The following is a 16,785-nucleotide window of genomic DNA, read 5'->3' as shown; positions in this document are numbered from 1 at the left end:
CTTCCATATCCCGCCATGCGGTCGGCCCACATGGACCGACCCGAGCGGGTAAGGACAAGGACGTGACATGCCAGAGACAGACGAAATGCAAGCTGATCGAAAAGTGGGTTTGACCGAGGGGGTCAATCGCCCCGTGTTTCTCTGGTCGGCCGGCCTGACGCTGGTCTTCGTTCTGTCGGGCGTGCTGGCGCCCGAAGCATCCGCTTCGGCATTTGCGGCCGTCCAGAGCTGGATCATCACCGAACTCGGATGGTTCTATCTTCTGGCCGTCGCCATCTTCCTGATGGTGATGCTCTATCTCGGCGTATCCAGCTACGGCAACATCAAGCTTGGTCCCAACCATTCGGAGCCCGATTTCAGTTATCCAGCCTGGTTCTCGATGCTGTTTGCCGCCGGCATGGGCATCGGCCTGGTGTTCTTCGGGGTTGCCGAACCGGTCAACCATTTCACCAAGCCACCGGTCGGTGATCCTGCTACCGTTCAGGCCGCGCGCACGGCGATGGAAATAAGCTATTTCCACTGGGGCCTGCACGCCTGGGCCGTTTACGGCCTGATCGGCCTTTCACTCGCCTACTTCTCCTATCGCCACGGCCTGCCGCTCACCATGCGCTCGGCGCTCTACCCGATCATCGGCGATCGCATCTACGGTCCGATCGGCAACGCCGTCGATACATTCGCTATCATCGGCACGATTTTCGGCGTGGCGACATCGCTTGGACTGGGCGTGTTGCAGATCAATTCCGGGCTTTCCCACGTGGCCGGCGTTCCGATCAATTTCGGGGTGCAACTGGTCCTGATCGTCGGCATTGTCGGCATTGCTGCCATTTCTGTTGCCACCGGCCTGGAAAAGGGCGTCAAGTTTCTGTCCAACCTTAACATGATCATGGCCGCCGCGCTCATGATCTTCGTTCTCATCCTTGGACCGACAACCTTTCTACTGCGCGCCTTCGTCCAGAATCTCGGCACCTATCTCGATAATTTCGTACTGCGCACCTTCTACATGTATGCTTATGCGCCGAACGAGGAGCCGGGACAGTGGCTGGGAGACTGGACCCTTTTCTACTGGGGCTGGTGGATCGCCTGGTCGCCTTTTGTTGGCATGTTCATCGCCCGCATTTCGCGGGGCCGCACCATTCGGCAGTTCGTCCTCGGCGTCCTTCTCGTACCGACCGGCTTCAGCTTCGCCTGGATGACGGTATTCGGGGATACGGCCTTGGCCATGCATCTTACGGGCGCGACCACCGCTGTCTCCGAAGCGGTGGGCCGCGACGTGACGCTGGCGCTGTTTGCGTTCCTGGAACAGTTTCCGCTGGGCACCTACGCGTCCTGGCTGGCGATCGCGCTGATCGTCTGCTTTTTCGTGACCAGCGCCGATTCCTCCGCATTGGTGATCGATACGCTGGCCTCCGGCGGACGCGACGACGGGCCGGCGCTGCGCCGCGTGTTCTGGGCGATCGTATCGGGGCTTATCGGCATGATCCTGCTTTCGTCCGGCGGTCTTGATGCACTCCAGACCGCTTCGATTGCCGGGGCCCTGCCCTTCGCCTTCGTGATGCTGCTGATGTGCTGGGGTCTGCTGCAGGGACTGCGGCGTGAGGGTGTTCGCCAGAACGCCTTGGTGCAGAGCCTGCGTCCGCGCAAGACGGTGAGCTGGCAGCGGCAACTGCACGGCATCATCAGCTATCCGCGCAAGGCGGAGGTTTCGACCTTCATGACCACGGTGGCGACCCCGGCGCTGGCGGACGTCGCCGCCGAACTGCGCAAGCGCTCGCTCGACGCTGCCGTAGAGGAGAACGATCAGCGGCTGAAACTGGTCGTCTCGCCCGGCACGGCGGAGGAATTCTCCTACGGCATCCGCATGCGCCCATACGACATGCCGAGCTACAGCTTCATCGAGAGCCAGAGCAATCGAAAGGCCGGAGAGAAATACTACCGCGCCGAAGTGTTCCTGTCGGATGGCAGCCAGGATTACGACGTGATGGATTTCGGCCGCGACGAGCTGATCGAGGACGTTCTTGCCCAGTACGACCGGCATTTCCAATACCTGCACGCCGTCCGCTGACGACGACAAAACGAAAAAGGCCGGCTTCGCGGGGAGCCGGCCTTTTTCGTTGGAGCGTTATGCCGATCACATATGGATCGGCTTGGCGAAAGTGGCGAGCGCCGCTTCCTTGACCGCCTCCGACATGGTCGGGTGCGCATGGCAGGTGCGGCCGAGATCTTCCGACGAGCCGCCAAATTCCATCAGCACGGCGATTTCGTGGATCATCTCGCCGGCGCCGAAGCCGACGATATGGCCGCCGAGCACACGGTCGGTGTCCTTGTCGGCCAGGATTTTCACGAAACCGTCGGTGACCTGCATGGCGCGGGCGCGACCATTGGCCGTGAACGGGAACTTGCCGACCTTGTAGTTGACGCCTGCAGCCTTCAGCTCTTCCTCGGTCTTGCCGACGGAGGCCACTTCCGGCTGGGTGTAGACGACGCCCGGTATGACGTCATAGTTCACATGGCCATGCTGGCCGGCGAGAATTTCCGCGAGCGCTACACCTTCATCCTCGGCCTTGTGGGCCAGCATCGGACCCTTGACCACGTCGCCGATCGCATAGATGCCGGCAACATTGGTCTTGAACCCAGCGTCGATCTCGACGCGACCACGGTTGTCGAGTGCGACGCCTGCACCTTCGAGGCCAAGGCCTTCAGTGTAGGGCTTGCGTCCGGTGGAGATCAGCACGACGTCGGCTTCGACAACAACCGCTTCGCCGCCCTTGACCGGTTCATAGGTAACCTTGGCGCCGGTTTCCGTCTTTTCGACAGCGGTCACCTTGGCTTCGGTGCGGATGTCCATGCCCTGCTTGGCGATCAGGCGCTGGAACTGCTTCGACACGTCGGCATCCATCGCGCCGAGCAGCTTGTCGAGATATTCGATCACGGTCACCTTGGCGCCGAGACGCATCCAGACCGAACCGAGCTCAAGACCGATAACGCCGCCGCCGACAACGATCAGGTTCTGCGGTACCTTTTCGAGCGCGATTGCGCCCGTGGAGGAAACCACGATCTTCTCGTCGATCTCGACATTGACGCCCGGAATGCCGGCCACGTCGGAACCGGTGGCGATGACGATGTTCTTCGTTTCCAGTTCCTGCACCTGGCCATCTTCAGCCGTGACGGAAACCTTGCCGGCCGAAACGATCTTGCCGGTGCCGATAAAGCCGTCGATCTTGTTCTTCTTGAACAGGAAGGACACGCCGTCGACATTCGCCTTCACCGTGGCGTCCTTGTGGCCCATCATCTTTTCGAGGTTCAGCACCGGCGCCGCGATTTCGATGCCGAGCGAATCCATGCCGTAGGCAGCGTGATGGAACATTTCCGACGCATGCAGCAGCGCCTTGGAGGGAATGCAGCCGACATTGAGGCAGGTGCCGCCATAGGTGGCGCGCTTTTCGACAACCGCAACCTTCAGCCCGAGCTGCGCCGCCTTGATCGCGCATACATAACCGCCGGGGCCGGAACCGATGACGACAACATCATAAGACATCAGAAAATCCTTTTGATTGGGCTGCCGGCGGTCACAGGAACAGACCGACCATCATGATCACGAGACCAACGATGCTGACCAGCCAGACGAGCGAACGGACATAGGGAATGCCCGCGAGATAAAGGGGAATGTAGACGATACGGGCAATCAGCCAGACCGTGCCGCCTGTGAGGCCCCAGCCGGACATGTCGCCGGTCAGGATCATGGCCAGCAGCAGGCCGATAAAGGCCGGATAAGTTTCCTGGTAGTTTTTCGAGGCGCGGGCCGAACGTCCGGCCAGCACGCCCTTGGGTTCATTGTCACCATCGCGGGCACCGGCATTCCATGCCCGCCCACGTTCCTTGGTGGCGAAGTTCCCCTGCAGGAGGATATGCACGATGAGCAGGACGACGCTCAGGCAAAGCAGCGTCAACAGGTATGTTGCGTGGGCTGAAGCGGCGTCCATTTTGCTCTCCGGGTTTCGAACGGACTATTACAGATCGAGAACCAGACGTTCCGGATCTTCCAGGCTTTCCTTGACGCGCACAAGGAAGGTAACCGCTTCCTTGCCGTCGACGATGCGGTGATCGTAGGAGAGCGCCAGATACATCATCGGACGGATGACGACCTGACCGCCGATCGCAACCGGACGCTCCTGGATCTTGTGCATGCCGAGAATGCCCGACTGCGGCGCGTTGAGGATCGGCGAAGACATCAGCGAACCGTAGACGCCACCATTGGTGATGGTGAACGTGCCGCCCTGCATATCCGCCATGGACAGCGAACCGTCGCGCGCTGCCTTGGCGAGACGACCGAGTTCCTTTTCGACGCCGGCGATCGAGCGCTGGTCGGCGTCACGGATGACCGGCACAACGAGGCCCTTGTCGGTGCCGACGGCCATGCCGACGTGGCAGTAGTTCTTGTAGATGATGTCGGTGCCGTCGATTTCAGCGTTGACGGCCGGCAGTTCCTTCAGCGCGTGCGTGACGGCCTTGGTGAAGAAGCCCATGAAGCCGAGCTTTACGCCGTGCTTCTTTTCGAACACGTCCTTGTAACGGTTGCGCAGGTCCATCACGGCCGACATGTCCACCTCGTTATAGGTGGTCAGCATGGCCGCGGTGTTCTGGGCATCTTTCAGGCGCTTGGCAATGGTCTGGCGCAGACGCGTCATTTTTACGCGTTCTTCGCGCGAAGCATCGTCAGCCGAAGAAACCGGGCGCGGTGCAGCCGGCGCAGCGGCCGATGCTGCCGGAGCAGACGTGCCCTTGGAGATGGCAGCAAGCACATCGCCCTTCAGGACCTGGCCACGCTTGCCGGAACCATCGATGTCCGAAGTCGAGATATTGTTGTCGGCGGCAACCTTGGCGGCAGCGGGTGCTGCCGGCATGGAGGACGCGGAAGCCGGTGCGGCCGGAGCCGGGGCAGCAGGCGCCGCAGCGGCAGGTTCAGCCGCCGGAGCCGCGGCAGCCGGCTGTGCAGCCGGTGCAGTGGAGGCAGAGCCGGCAGCGCCTTCGGCGATCTGGCCGAGCAGGGCGTCGAGGCCAACGGTTTCGCCGTTCTGGGCGACGATCTCGGTCAGCACGCCGGATGCCGGGGCCGGCACTTCGACGGTGACCTTGTCGGTTTCGAGTTCGACCAGCGGCTCATCGGCCTTGACGGTGTCGCCGACCTTCTTGAACCAGGTGCCGACGGTCGCCTCGCTGACGGATTCGCCGAGGGTGGGAACGCGGATTTCGGTGGCCATGACTTGTTTCCGTTTTTGTCAGGTGTTCGTTGAATGGGCGATAAGGCGGGAGGCTGATAAGATCAGCCGCCCAGTGCGTCTTCGAGGAAGGCTTCGAGCTGCTGCAGATGCTTCGACATCAGGCCCGTTGCCGGCGAGGCGGCGGCCGGACGGCCGGTATAGCGCACGCGCTGATACTTGGCGTCGATATGTGCCAGCACCCATTCCAGATAGGGGTCGATAAAGGACCATGCGCCCATGTTCTTCGGCTCTTCCTGGCACCAGACCATTTCGGCATGGCGGAAGCGGGAAAGCTCGTTGATCAGAGCCTTGGCCGGGAACGGATAGAGCTGTTCGACGCGCAACAGGTAGACATCGTCGATGCCGCGCTTTTCGCGTTCTTCGAGCAGATCGTAATAGACCTTGCCGGTGCACATCACCACACGGCGGATCTTGGCATCCTTCTGGAGCTTGATCGGGCCGTCCTTGATAACCTCGGCGTCATCCCACAGCAGGCGGTGGAAGGACGACTCACCGGCCATTTCGGCAAGCGTCGAAGTGGCGCGCTTGTGACGCAGCAGGGATTTCGGCGTCATCAGGATCAGCGGCTTGCGGAAGTCGCGCTTCACCTGGCGGCGCAGGATGTGGAAGTAGTTCGACGGCGTCGTGCAGTTTGCGACCTGCATGTTGTCTTCGGCGCAAAGCTGAAGGAAGCGCTCGAGACGTGCGGACGAATGTTCCGGACCCTGACCTTCATAGCCATGCGGCAGAAGGCAGACGAGACCGGACATGCGCAGCCACTTGCGTTCGCCTGACGAGATGAACTGGTCGAACACGACCTGCGCACCGTTGGCGAAGTCGCCGAACTGGGCTTCCCAGAGTGTCAAGGCGCTCGGGCGGGCCAGCGAGTAACCGTATTCGAACCCGAGAACGGCCTCTTCCGAAAGCATCGAGTTGATGACTTCGTATTTGCCCTGGCCGGCCTGCAGGTTGGCAAGCGGGATATAACGTTCTTCGCTGTCCTGATCGTAAAGAACCGAGTGACGCTGCGAGAAGGTGCCGCGTTCGCAATCCTGACCCGACAGGCGGATCTTCGTGCCTTCGACGGCAAGCGAACCGAAGGCAAGTGCTTCCGCCATCGCCCAGTCGATGCCCTCGCCCGTCTCGATCATCTGCGCCCGGTTTTCCATGAAGCGCTTGATCGTACGGTGAGCGTTGAAGCCTTCGGGAATCGTCGACAGCTTGCGGCCGATTTCCTTGAGGCTCTTCATCGGCATGGCGGTCTTGCCGCGACGCTGTTCGTCGGCGTTGTCGGCCGAGCGCATGCCCGACCACTGGCCATCCAGCCAGTCGGCCTTGTTCGGCTTGTAGGCCTGGCCTGCTTCGAACTCGGTTTCCAGATGCGCGCGCCAGTCGGCCTTCATCTTCTGGAAATCGCCATCGGAGATCACGCCTTCGCCGATCAGGCGCTCGGCATAGAGCTCGGCCACGGCCTTGTGGGCGCGGATGACCTTGTACATCTTCGGCTGCGTGAAGCCCGGCTCGTCGCCTTCGTTGTGACCGAAGCGGCGATAGCAGAACATGTCGATGACGACCGGCTTGTGGAACTTCATCCGGTATTCGGTGGCGATCTTGGCCGCGTAGACGACCGCTTCCGGATCGTCGCCATTGACGTGGAAGATCGGCGCTTCGATCATCTTGGCGACGTCGGACGGATAGGGCGACGAACGCGAGAAACCGGGATTGGTGGTGAAACCGATCTGGTTGTTGATGATGACGTGCATCGTGCCGGCAACGCGGTGACCGCGCAGGCCCGACAGGCCGAGGATTTCGGCAACAACGCCCTGACCGGCAAAGGCCGCATCGCCGTGCAGCAGCAGCGGCAGAACCTTTGCACGCTCCGACAGCGGGATGATGTTGTCCTTGTCCCAGACCTTGGTCAGCATGTCCTGCTTGGCGCGGGCCTTGCCCATGACGACAGGGTTGACGATTTCCAGATGCGACGGGTTTGCCGTCAGCGACAGGTGAACCTTGTTGCCGTCGAACTCCCGGTCGGAGGAAGCACCGAGATGGTACTTCACGTCGCCCGAACCTTCGACTTCGTCCGGCTTGAACGAACCGCCCTTGAACTCGTGAAACACGGCGCGGTGCGGCTTGTGCATGACGTTGGTCAAGACGTTCAGACGGCCGCGGTGAGCCATGCCGAGCACGACTTCCTGCAGACCTTCCTGGCCGCCGCGCTTGATGATCTGCTCCAGCGCCGGGATCAGCGATTCACCGCCGTCGAGACCGAAACGCTTGGTGCCCTTGTACTTGACGTCGATGAACTGCTCAAAGCCTTCGGCTTCGACCAGCTTGGACAGGATCGCCTTCTTGCCTTCCGGCGTGAAGTCGACGCCCTTGTCCGGACCTTCGATCCGTTCCTGTATCCAGCCCTTTTCCTCCGGGTTGGACATGTGCATGAATTCGACGCCGATGGTCGAGCAATAGGTGCGCTCGAGAATGTCGATCATCTCGCGGACGCTGGCGTATTCCAGACCAAGCACGTTATCGATGAAGATCTTGCGGTCGTAGTCGCTTTCCTCGAAGCCGTAGGACTTCGGCGACAATTCGTTATAGTCCTCGACCGGGCTTGCGATGCCGAGCGGATCGAGCTTGGCATGCAGGTGACCACGCATGCGGTAGGCGCGGATCATCATGATGGCGCGCACGCTGTCGCGGGTCGCCTGGTTGACATCGGACGGATTGACCGGCTGGCCGGTCGCTGCAGCGGCCGCTTCGGCCTTGGCTTTGACCTTGGTTTCGACCGCCTTTTCGATGACCACAGGCCAGTTGCCATCAAGCGCCGAAACGAGATCCCCGCTGGCGGCCTGCGGCCAGTTTGCCCGCTTCCAGGACGCGCCCTGGGCAGCCTTCTTCACATCTTCCGAACTATCGCCCAGCGCCTTGAAAAAGGCCTGCCACTCCTCGTTTACCGATTTCGGGTCTTCTTCGTAACGGGCGTAAAGCTGCTCGATATAGGGAGCATTCGCGCCATCGAGGAACGAAGTGATGAGAAACTGCTCGTTGGCTTCTTGCCGTGCCATGATGTCCCGCGGGCGCCGCGCCCGCCTCCTCACGTAATTGAGGGCCGGGGAAAACAAAGCGCCGGCCGCCGCTTGGGTCTTTTGTCGTCCGCCCAAGGATTTTCCCAAGAGCGGCAGCGCCTGAAAGCGCCGAAGCGGAAGGCGACAAAGCCGCCTTCCCGGATTTTTGAGGCCACATCCGGTTCGACACCGGACGCGATCCCTAAGTGGCTTCAGCCTTTGAGGACTTCAACCAGCGTAGCGCCGAGGCGTGCCGGCGAAGGCGATACCTTGATGCCGGCTGCTTCCATGGCAGCGATCTTGGATTCCGCATCGCCCTTGCCGCCGGAAACGACAGCGCCGGCATGGCCCATGGTGCGGCCCTTCGGAGCGGTACGACCGGCGATGAAGCCTGCCATCGGCTTCTTGCGGCCTCGTTTGGCTTCGTCGATCAGGAACTGGGCCGCGTCCTCTTCAGCAGAGCCGCCAATTTCGCCGATCATGATGATCGACTGCGTGGCGTCGTCCGCGAGGAACATTTCCAGCATGTCGATGAATTCGGTGCCCTTGACCGGGTCGCCACCGATGCCGACAGCCGTCGTCTGGCCGAGGCCTTCGTTGGACGTCTGGAAAACGGCTTCGTAGGTCAGCGTGCCGGAGCGCGAAACGATACCGACCGAACCCTTGCGGAAGATCGAGCCCGGCATGATGCCGATCTTGCATTCTTCCGGCGTGAGCACACCCGGGCAGTTCGGACCGAGCAGGCGCGACTTCGACTTGTCGAGCTTGGCCTTGACGCGCACCATGTCCATGACCGGGATGCCCTCGGTGATGCAGGTGATGAACGGGATTTCGGCGTCGATCGCCTCGATGATCGCGTCGGCGGCACCTGCCGGCGGCACGTAGATGACAGATGCGTCAGCGCCGGTGCGTTCCTTGGCTTCGGCAACGGTCGCAAAGATCGGCAGGCTTTCGCCCTTGGAACCGGTCCAGGTTTCGCCACCCTTCTTCGGGTGAATACCGCCGACCATCTGCGTGCCGTAATAGGCAAGCGCCTGTTCGGTATGGAACGTGCCGGTCTTGCCGGTCAGGCCCTGAACGAGGATCTTGGTGTCTTTATTGACGAGAATAGACATGTATCAACTTCCCCGGATTAGGCTTTGATCGCAGCGACGATCTTTTTCGCCGCGTCATCGAGATCGTCGGCAGCGGTGATCGCCAGACCGGACTCGTTGAGGATCTTCTTGCCGAGCTCGACATTGGTGCCTTCGAGGCGCACCACGAGCGGAACCTTGAGACCGACTTCCTGAACGGCGGCGACAACGCCTTCGGCGATGACGTCGCATTTCATGATGCCGCCGAAGATATTGACGAGGATGCCCTCGACCTTCGGGTCAGCGGTGATGATCTTGAAGGCAGCCGCAACCTTCTCCTTGCCGGCGCCACCGCCGACGTCGCAGAAGTTTGCCGGCTCCTTGCCGTAGAGCTTGATGATGTCCATCGTCGCCATGGCGAGACCGGCGCCATTGACCATGCAGCCGATATTGCCGTCGAGGGCAACGTAGGCGAGGTCCCACTTGGAGGCTTCGATTTCCTTGGCGTCTTCTTCGGTCTCGTCGCGCAGCGCCTTGACGTCGTCGTGGCGGAACAGCGCATTGCCGTCGAAGGACATCTTGGCGTCGAGCACGCGCAGATGACCGTCCTTCATGACGATCAGCGGGTTGACCTCAAGCAGCGCCATGTCCTTTTCGCCGAACGCCTTGTAGAGCGCCGGGAACAGAGCCTTGGCATCTTCTGCGGCAGCACCCGAGAGTTCGAGAGCCTTGGAGATCTTGGCCACGTCGTCAGCCGTCACACCGGTTTCCGGGTCGATGGCGATCGTGTGGATCTTCTCAGGCGTATCGTGAGCAACGGCTTCGATATCCATGCCGCCTTCCGTCGAAACGACGAAGGCAACCTGACCAACCGAACGGTCAACCAGAAGCGAGCAATAAAGTTCGCGCTCGATGTCGGCGCCGTCTTCGATGTAGAGACGGTTGACCTGCTTGCCGGCATCGCCCGTCTGGGCGGTGACCAGCGTGTTGCCGAGCATGTCCTTGGCATGTGCCACGACTTCCTCGATCGACTTCGCCAGGCGGACACCGCCCTTGGCATCGGGGCCGAGTTCCTTGAACTTGCCCTTGCCGCGACCACCGGCATGGATCTGGCTCTTGACGACGTAAAGCGGGCCCGGAAGCGACTTGGCGGCAGCTTCGGCTTCCTCCACCTTGAGGATGGCCACACCTTCGGCGACCGGAGCGCCAAAACCCTTCAGAAGAGCCTTGGCCTGGTATTCATGAATGTTCATGGGGCGATGTCCCTGTTTGAATTACTTCAGAGAAGGCGCGATGTTGACGCAGGCTTCGCACAGACCGGCGACAGCGCCGACCGACTTCTGGAAGGCTGCCTCTTCGTCCTTGGTGAATTCGACCTCGATGATGCGCTCGATGCCGCCGGCACCAATGATCGTCGGAACGCCGACATACATGTCGTTGACGCCGTACTGGCCCGAGAGGTGGGCAGCAGCCGGGAGAACGCGCTTCTTGTCCTTGAGGTAGGATTCGGCCATTTCGATCGCAGAGGCGGCCGGCGCGTAATAGGCCGAGCCGGTCTTGAGCAGGCCCACGATTTCCGCACCGCCATCGCGTGTACGCTGAATGATTTCCTCAAGACGCTCCTTGGAGGTCCAGCCCATCTTGACCAGATCGGTCAGCGGAATGCCGCCAACGGTCGAGTAACGGGCGAGCGGCACCATCGTGTCGCCGTGGCCACCGAGAACGAAGGCGGTTACGTCCTGAACGGAAACGTCGAATTCGTCGGCGATGAAATGGCGGAAGCGGGCACTATCGAGAACGCCGGCCATGCCGACAACCATGTTCTTTGGCAGGCCGGAGAATTTCTGCAGCGCCCAAACCATGGCATCGAGCGGATTGGTGATGCAGATCACGAAGGCGTTCGGGGCATATTTCTTGATGCCGGCGCCGACCTGCTCCATGACCTTGAGGTTGATGCCGAGCAGATCGTCGCGGCTCATGCCCGGCTTGCGGGCAACACCGGCGGTGACGATGCAGACATCCGCCCCTTCAATGGCAGCATAGTCGCTGGCGCCGGAAAGCTTGGCATTGAAGCCCTCAACCGGACCGGACTGGGCAATATCGAGGCCCTTACCCTGCGGAATGCCGTCGGCAATGTCGAACAGGACGATGTCGCCCAGTTCCTTCAGGCTGGCGAGATGCGCCAGCGTGCCGCCGATCATGCCGGAACCAATAAGTGCAATCTTCTTGCGTGCCATCGAGATGCTTCCTCTCCGTTCAAATCCATGGCCGGCACGAACTTTGTCGACCGATGTGGGAGAGGACATAAACCTGCTGCGACAAATTGGCAACCGATTAATTGATCGCCATATTTTTCAATCGTTTAACTATGCAGATTCTTACGTAAACGTAAGAGACGATGTCATCTTTGTGTTAGCCTTCAGCACGTCGCTGCCGATGCAGCGTGAGATAATCGGCACTGCGCATTTCGAAAAGGCGCGATACGGTCCTGTCGAATTCGAAGCCTTCCGTACCCCGCCGCTCGGTCAAAAGCTCTTCCGCCGGCGCATCTGCGGTGACATAGAGGCGCACGGCGTGATCGTAGAGGGCATCGATCAGGGTTATGAAGCGTTTGATTTCGTTTCGCTTCTCCGGACCAAGCCTGGGAACATGATTGATAAAGACCGTGTCGTAACGATCGGCGATCGCAAGATAGTCGCTGGCGCCCAGCGGCTTTTCGCACAGATCGGCAAAACGGAAGCGCGCGGCGCGACCCGCCGCCTCCGGCACGTGGATGCTTCGCCCCTTCATCCCGATCTCGTCAGGCGCGGATTGGACCCCATTCGCGACGTGATGCCAGGCGGATTCCATCGCTGCATCCGCGCGCGCGTCCGCAGGCGTCATATAGACGGGCAGGCTCGCAAGTTTTTCCATGCGGTAATCGGTCGGCGAGTCGAGCGTCACGACATCGACGTGATCCTGCAAAAGCGCGATAAACGGAAGGAAGAGACCACGGTTGAGCCCCTCCCGGTAGAGATTTTCCGGCTCCACATTGGAGGTTGCGATCAGGACGCAGCCGAGCGAAAAGAGCTCGGTAAACAGGCGCCCGAGGATCATCGCATCGGCAATGTCGGTGACGGCAAACTCGTCGAAGCATAGCAGTTCGGCTTCGGCAAACAGCGCGGCCGCCACGGGCGGAACCGGATCCGCCTGCCTGGTTTCGCCCGCCTTGAGCTTCTGCCGGTGCGCGTGAATGCGGCCATGCACATCGGCCATGAACTCATGAAAATGCAGCCGACGCTTGCGCTCGACGGGCGCCTTGGCAAAGAACATGTCCATCAGCATGGTCTTGCCGCGTCCGACACTGCCGTGAACATAAAGGCCGCGGATGGGCCGCGGCCTGCCGGCGCCGCGGGCGAACAGCCAGCCAAGAGCGCTTTTTTTCTTGGCCGGACGGGTTTCCTTGAAACAGGTCAGGATATGGTCGAGCTTTGCCGCAACGCCAAGCTGCGCGGCATCCGCCTGCAGCCTGCCAGACGCCGTTAGCGATTTCAGTTCCTCGCCGACGCTCGACGTATAGTCCGGTATGCGTTCCAATCAGCCCTCCCCGCCGACAACCCTGTCGGGCCTTAGCGGCTGAGGCTGACCTGCTGGCCGGAATTGGTGGTGCCGTCGTAACGGTTGTCGGCGCTCTTGTAGACGCGGCCGATGACATCGCCGTTGCGGTTCTTGAACTGAACCATCTTGCCGGACACTTCCCACGAACCCATGGCCGTGAGTTCGCCCGAACAACCGCGCGTGCCGCCACGCGAACCGCTGCCAAGATTGGTGAGCGTCAGGAACATGTCGCAGGAAGCGCCGCCGTTGGAAACGCGCCAGTTGCCGACCATGGACTCCTTTGTGACATCCATGGCGTTGGCCGGCGCCGACCCCGGATCGAGCGACGCCATGTTCTGGTTGCCCGTCGGCGCGTTAGGGAACTGCTGGCCCCCGGCACCCGGAGGCGGCAGCTGGCCGGACTGAACGGACGGAACGGGCTGCGCCTGCAAGGGCGGCGGAGACTGCAGATTGCTATACGGATTATTGGATGTTCTCTGGCAGCCAGCGAGAGAGACCGCGACCACAAGTCCCGTCACCACATATTTCAACTGCATCATCAAGCTCCTGTCCGGATCATTTCGCACTGCATCCCAATCTGCGCGGGATATCGTAAACGCCCTTGGTTAATCAAGTGTAGACAGGCAAATCGCCCTAACCTCAACCCGAGCGGTGATCAAGAACATGTGCGCGGGCGGGCCGGGCTATCGTCGTGACGGCCGCGAAACGCGTTCGCGGCCGTCATGGTCGGACCTGTCAGACGCGGCGCTCGACCATCATTTTCTTGATCTCGGCAATTGCCTTGGCCGGGTTCAGGCCCTTGGGGCACGCCTGGGCGCAGTTCATGATCGTGTGGCAGCGATAAAGACGGAAGGGATCCTCGAGATTATCGAGGCGTTCGCCCTTGGCTTCATCGCGGCTGTCGATCAGCCAGCGATAGGCCTGCAGAAGAACGGCTGGACCGAGATAGCGGTCGCCATTCCACCAGTAGCTCGGACAGGAGGCCGAGCAGCAGGCGCACAGGATGCACTCGTAAAGACCGTCGAGCTTGAGGCGGTCCTCATGGCTCTGCTTCCATTCCTTGGCCGGCGTCGGCGAAACCGTCTTCAGCCAGGGCTCGATCGAGCGGTGTTGGGCGTAGAAGTTGTTGAGGTCCGGAACGAGATCCTTCACGACCGGCATATGCGGCAGCGGATAGACTTTTACCGTACCGTTGACGTCATCCATGCCCTTGGTGCAGGCAAGCGTGTTGGTCCCGTCGATGTTCATCGCGCAGGAACCGCAAATGCCCTCGCGACAGGAGCGGCGCAGCGTCAGCGTCGGGTCGATCTTGTTCTTGATATAGAGAAGACCGTCGAGCACCATCGGGCCGCAATCGTCGATATCGATATAATAGGTATCGATACGCGGATTCTGGCCGTCATCCGGGTTCCAGCGGTAGATGCGGTATTCCCGAACGTTCGTGGCACCATCCGGCTTCGGCCAGACCTTGCCTTCTGTCATCTGGGAATTTTTTGGGAGAGCGAGTTCAACCATTGTCCAATTCCCTTCAGATCAATAGACGCGGGCCTTGGGCTCGATCTTGTAGGGATCGATGCCTTCGGCAATCAGGTCGGTATGGACCGGGCGATAATCAAGCTTGACCTCGCCTGCATCATTGACCCAGGCGAGCGTGTGCTTGCGCCAGTTGACGTCGTCACGGCCGGCGAATGCGCCCTCGGTATAGTCCTCGCGGGCGTGGCTTCCGCGGCTTTCCTTGCGGGCTTCGGCGCCGTAGACCGTGGTAATGGCGTTGGCCATGAGGTTGTGGAGTTCCAGTGTCTCGACGAGATCGGAGTTCCAGATCATCGAACGGTCGGTGACCTTCACGTCCTTCATCTCGCCCCAGATCTCGCTCATGCGGCGACAGCCGGATTCGAGCGATTCCTGGGTGCGGAACACTGCCGCGTCTTCCTGCATGGTGCGCTGCATGCGGTCACGCAATACAGCCGTCGGCGTGCCGCCGGAGGCATGACGCAGACCGTCAAAACGATCCATGATCTTGTCGCAGGCAGCCACATTGAGCGCCGGGATCGGTGCATTGCGGTCGATGACCTGACCTGCGCGGATCGCGGCGGCGCGGCCAAAGACCACGAGGTCGATCAGCGAGTTGGAGCCGAGGCGGTTGGCACCGTGGACGGAGGCGCAACCGGCTTCACCCACGGCCATCAGGCCGGGCAGGATGCGTTCCGGATTGTTGGCATCGGCGTTCAGCACTTCGCCCCAGTAGTTGGTCGGAATGCCGCCCATATTGTAGTGAACCGTCGGCAGGACCGGGATAGGTTCGCGGGTCACGTCGACGCCGGCAAAGATTTTGGCGCTCTCGGAAATACCCGGCAGGCGTTCGTGCAGAACGGCCGGATCGAGGTGATCGAGATGCAGGAAGATGTGATCCTTGTTCTTGCCGACGCCGCGGCCTTCACGGATTTCCATCGTCATGCAGCGCGAAACCACGTCACGCGAGGCAAGATCTTTCGCGGACGGCGCATAGCGTTCCATGAAACGCTCGCCTTCGGAATTGACGAGATAACCGCCTTCGCCGCGCGCTCCCTCGGTGATCAGGCAGCCTGAACCGTAAATGCCGGTCGGGTGGAACTGAACGAATTCCATGTCCTGCATCGGCAGGCCGGCGCGCGCTACCATGCCGCCACCGTCTCCGGTGCAGGTATGAGCGGACGTTGCGGAGAAGTATGCGCGTCCGTAACCGCCGGTCGCCATAACCACCATCTTGGCGGCGAAGCGATGGATCGTACCGTCATCGAGGTTCCAGGCGACAACGCCTTCGCAACGGCTGCCGTCCTGCGACATGATCAGGTCGAGCGCGAAATACTCGATGAAGAATTCGGCATTGTTGCGCAGCGACTGGCCGTAGAGCGTGTGCAGGATGGCGTGACCGGTACGGTCGGCAGCGGCACAGGTGCGCTGTACCGGCGGGCCGGCGCCAAAATTCTGCATGTGGCCGCCGAACGGGCGCTGATAGATCTTGCCTTCTTCATTTCGGGAGAAAGGCACGCCGTAATGCTCGAGTTCGTAGACGGCCTTCGGCGCTTCCATGACCATGTACTGCATGGCATCGACATCGCCGAGCCAGTCGGACCCTTTGACAGTGTCGTAAAGATGCCATTGCCAGCTGTCCGGCGTCATGTTCTGCAGCGAGGCGGCGATGCCGCCCTGTGCCGCGACCGTGTGCGAACGGGTCGGAAAAACCTTGGTGATGCAGGCGGTCTTGAAACCCTGTTCGGCCATGCCGAGCGTGGCACGCAGGCCGGCACCACCGGCGCCGACGACGATCACGTCATAGGAATGATCGACATAGGTGTATGCTTTGCCGTTCTGAGCTGCCCCATTGGCGCCAGGGGTGGCGATAGGTGTAACGGATGCCATGGCGGGTTATCCTACGAACGCAATCTTCAGAACGGCGAAAAGACAGAGGCCACCGATCAGCATTGCAAAAAAGGTCGTGAACATCAGAGCGAGGAATTTCAAACCTTCGCTATGAACATAATCGATGATGATTTCCTGCAGACCGATGCGCATGTGAACGAGGCCTGCGACCACCATGAGACCGAACAGGACAGCGACGATCGGATTGGAGAGTGCGCGGACAACGTCCTCGTATGGAGCCCCGGCATATCGGATCAGGAAAATCAGGAAGAAGATGACCAGTGGCACCATGGCCACGGCGGTCATCCGCTGGACCCAGAAATGCTCGGTGCCTTCCTTGGCGGAACCGAGGCCGCGAACTTTGCCCAAAGGCGTGCGCATATCCATGAT

13 protein-coding genes are annotated in these 16,785 nt (G+C 60.9%); 1 reads left to right on the top strand and 12 read right to left on the bottom strand.

Features of this window, described 5'->3' with window-relative positions; all coding sequences use genetic code 11:
• The first annotated feature begins 67 nt into the window (after positions 1-67).
• Complete coding sequence (locus ACQKKX_RS11295) at positions 68-2,062, top strand: BCCT family transporter (protein WP_427570786.1); 1,995 nt, start codon at positions 68-70, stop codon at positions 2,060-2,062.
• Positions 2,063-2,128: 66 nt separating this feature from the next.
• Here ACQKKX_RS11295 and lpdA read toward each other — a convergent pair whose 3' ends face one another.
• The 12 genes from lpdA to sdhD form a co-directional block, all read right to left on the bottom strand.
• Positions 2,129-3,535 (bottom strand): dihydrolipoyl dehydrogenase, encoded by a 1,407-nt coding sequence (gene lpdA, locus ACQKKX_RS11290; RefSeq protein ID WP_427570785.1) that lies wholly within the window; start codon positions 3,533-3,535, stop codon positions 2,129-2,131.
• Positions 3,536-3,566: 31 nt separating this feature from the next.
• Positions 3,567-3,980, bottom strand: a complete 414-nt coding sequence (locus tag ACQKKX_RS11285) for an MAPEG family protein (RefSeq protein ID WP_427570784.1) — start codon at positions 3,978-3,980, stop codon at positions 3,567-3,569.
• A gap of 27 nt (positions 3,981-4,007) precedes the next feature.
• Entirely contained in the window at positions 4,008-5,258 is a 1,251-nt protein-coding gene (odhB, locus tag ACQKKX_RS11280) for a 2-oxoglutarate dehydrogenase complex dihydrolipoyllysine-residue succinyltransferase (RefSeq protein WP_427570783.1), read from the bottom strand.
• A gap of 62 nt (positions 5,259-5,320) precedes the next feature.
• Positions 5,321-8,323 (bottom strand): 2-oxoglutarate dehydrogenase E1 component, encoded by a 3,003-nt coding sequence (locus ACQKKX_RS11275; protein WP_427570782.1) that lies wholly within the window; start codon positions 8,321-8,323, stop codon positions 5,321-5,323.
• 212 nt (positions 8,324-8,535) lie between these two features.
• On the bottom strand, positions 8,536-9,438 hold the full coding sequence (gene sucD / locus ACQKKX_RS11270; protein ID WP_427570781.1) for a succinate--CoA ligase subunit alpha: 903 nt from the start codon (positions 9,436-9,438) through the stop codon (positions 8,536-8,538).
• A gap of 17 nt (positions 9,439-9,455) precedes the next feature.
• Positions 9,456-10,649, bottom strand: coding sequence for an ADP-forming succinate--CoA ligase subunit beta (sucC, locus tag ACQKKX_RS11265; protein ID WP_427570780.1), 1,194 nt, complete (start codon positions 10,647-10,649; stop codon positions 9,456-9,458).
• A gap of 21 nt (positions 10,650-10,670) precedes the next feature.
• Entirely contained in the window at positions 10,671-11,633 is a 963-nt protein-coding gene (mdh, locus tag ACQKKX_RS11260) for a malate dehydrogenase (protein ID WP_427570779.1), read from the bottom strand.
• 175 nt (positions 11,634-11,808) lie between these two features.
• Complete coding sequence (gene zapE / locus ACQKKX_RS11255; protein WP_427570778.1) at positions 11,809-12,972, bottom strand: cell division protein ZapE; 1,164 nt, start codon at positions 12,970-12,972, stop codon at positions 11,809-11,811.
• 32 nt (positions 12,973-13,004) lie between these two features.
• Complete coding sequence (locus tag ACQKKX_RS11250; RefSeq protein ID WP_427570898.1) at positions 13,005-13,529, bottom strand: protease inhibitor Inh/omp19 family protein; 525 nt, start codon at positions 13,527-13,529, stop codon at positions 13,005-13,007.
• A 199-nt stretch (positions 13,530-13,728) separates the two neighbouring features.
• On the bottom strand, positions 13,729-14,508 hold the full coding sequence (locus ACQKKX_RS11245; RefSeq protein ID WP_427570777.1) for a succinate dehydrogenase iron-sulfur subunit: 780 nt from the start codon (positions 14,506-14,508) through the stop codon (positions 13,729-13,731).
• Between the two features lie 18 nt (positions 14,509-14,526).
• Complete coding sequence (gene sdhA / locus ACQKKX_RS11240; RefSeq protein ID WP_427570776.1) at positions 14,527-16,395, bottom strand: succinate dehydrogenase flavoprotein subunit; 1,869 nt, start codon at positions 16,393-16,395, stop codon at positions 14,527-14,529.
• A gap of 6 nt (positions 16,396-16,401) precedes the next feature.
• On the bottom strand, positions 16,402-16,782 hold the full coding sequence (gene sdhD, locus ACQKKX_RS11235; RefSeq protein WP_427570775.1) for a succinate dehydrogenase, hydrophobic membrane anchor protein: 381 nt from the start codon (positions 16,780-16,782) through the stop codon (positions 16,402-16,404).
• Positions 16,783-16,785 lie beyond the last annotated feature (3 nt).

The organism is Neorhizobium sp. NPDC001467, assembly GCF_050275975.1.
Taxonomy (GTDB): domain Bacteria; phylum Pseudomonadota; class Alphaproteobacteria; order Rhizobiales; family Rhizobiaceae; genus Neorhizobium.
The sequence above is the reverse complement of the archived record's forward strand: the minus strand, read 5'-3'. Positions and strand labels throughout refer to the sequence as shown.

Coding starts and splice junctions, on each gene's coding strand:
- ACQKKX_RS11295 (WP_427570786.1), top strand. CDS start 68: ATGCCAGAGACAGACGAAATGCAAGCTGATCGAAAAGTGGGTTTGACC.
- lpdA (WP_427570785.1), bottom strand. CDS start 3,535: ATGTCTTATGATGTTGTCGTCATCGGTTCCGGCCCCGGCGGTTATGTA.
- ACQKKX_RS11285 (WP_427570784.1), bottom strand. CDS start 3,980: ATGGACGCCGCTTCAGCCCACGCAACATACCTGTTGACGCTGCTTTGC.
- odhB (WP_427570783.1), bottom strand. CDS start 5,258: ATGGCCACCGAAATCCGCGTTCCCACCCTCGGCGAATCCGTCAGCGAG.
- ACQKKX_RS11275 (WP_427570782.1), bottom strand. CDS start 8,323: ATGGCACGGCAAGAAGCCAACGAGCAGTTTCTCATCACTTCGTTCCTC.
- sucD (WP_427570781.1), bottom strand. CDS start 9,438: ATGTCTATTCTCGTCAATAAAGACACCAAGATCCTCGTTCAGGGCCTG.
- sucC (WP_427570780.1), bottom strand. CDS start 10,649: ATGAACATTCATGAATACCAGGCCAAGGCTCTTCTGAAGGGTTTTGGC.
- mdh (WP_427570779.1), bottom strand. CDS start 11,633: ATGGCACGCAAGAAGATTGCACTTATTGGTTCCGGCATGATCGGCGGC.
- ACQKKX_RS11250 (WP_427570898.1), bottom strand. CDS start 13,529: ATGCAGTTGAAATATGTGGTGACGGGACTTGTGGTCGCGGTCTCTCTC.
- ACQKKX_RS11245 (WP_427570777.1), bottom strand. CDS start 14,508: ATGGTTGAACTCGCTCTCCCAAAAAATTCCCAGATGACAGAAGGCAAG.
- sdhA (WP_427570776.1), bottom strand. CDS start 16,395: ATGGCATCCGTTACACCTATCGCCACCCCTGGCGCCAATGGGGCAGCT.
- sdhD (WP_427570775.1), bottom strand. CDS start 16,782: ATGGATATGCGCACGCCTTTGGGCAAAGTTCGCGGCCTCGGTTCCGCC.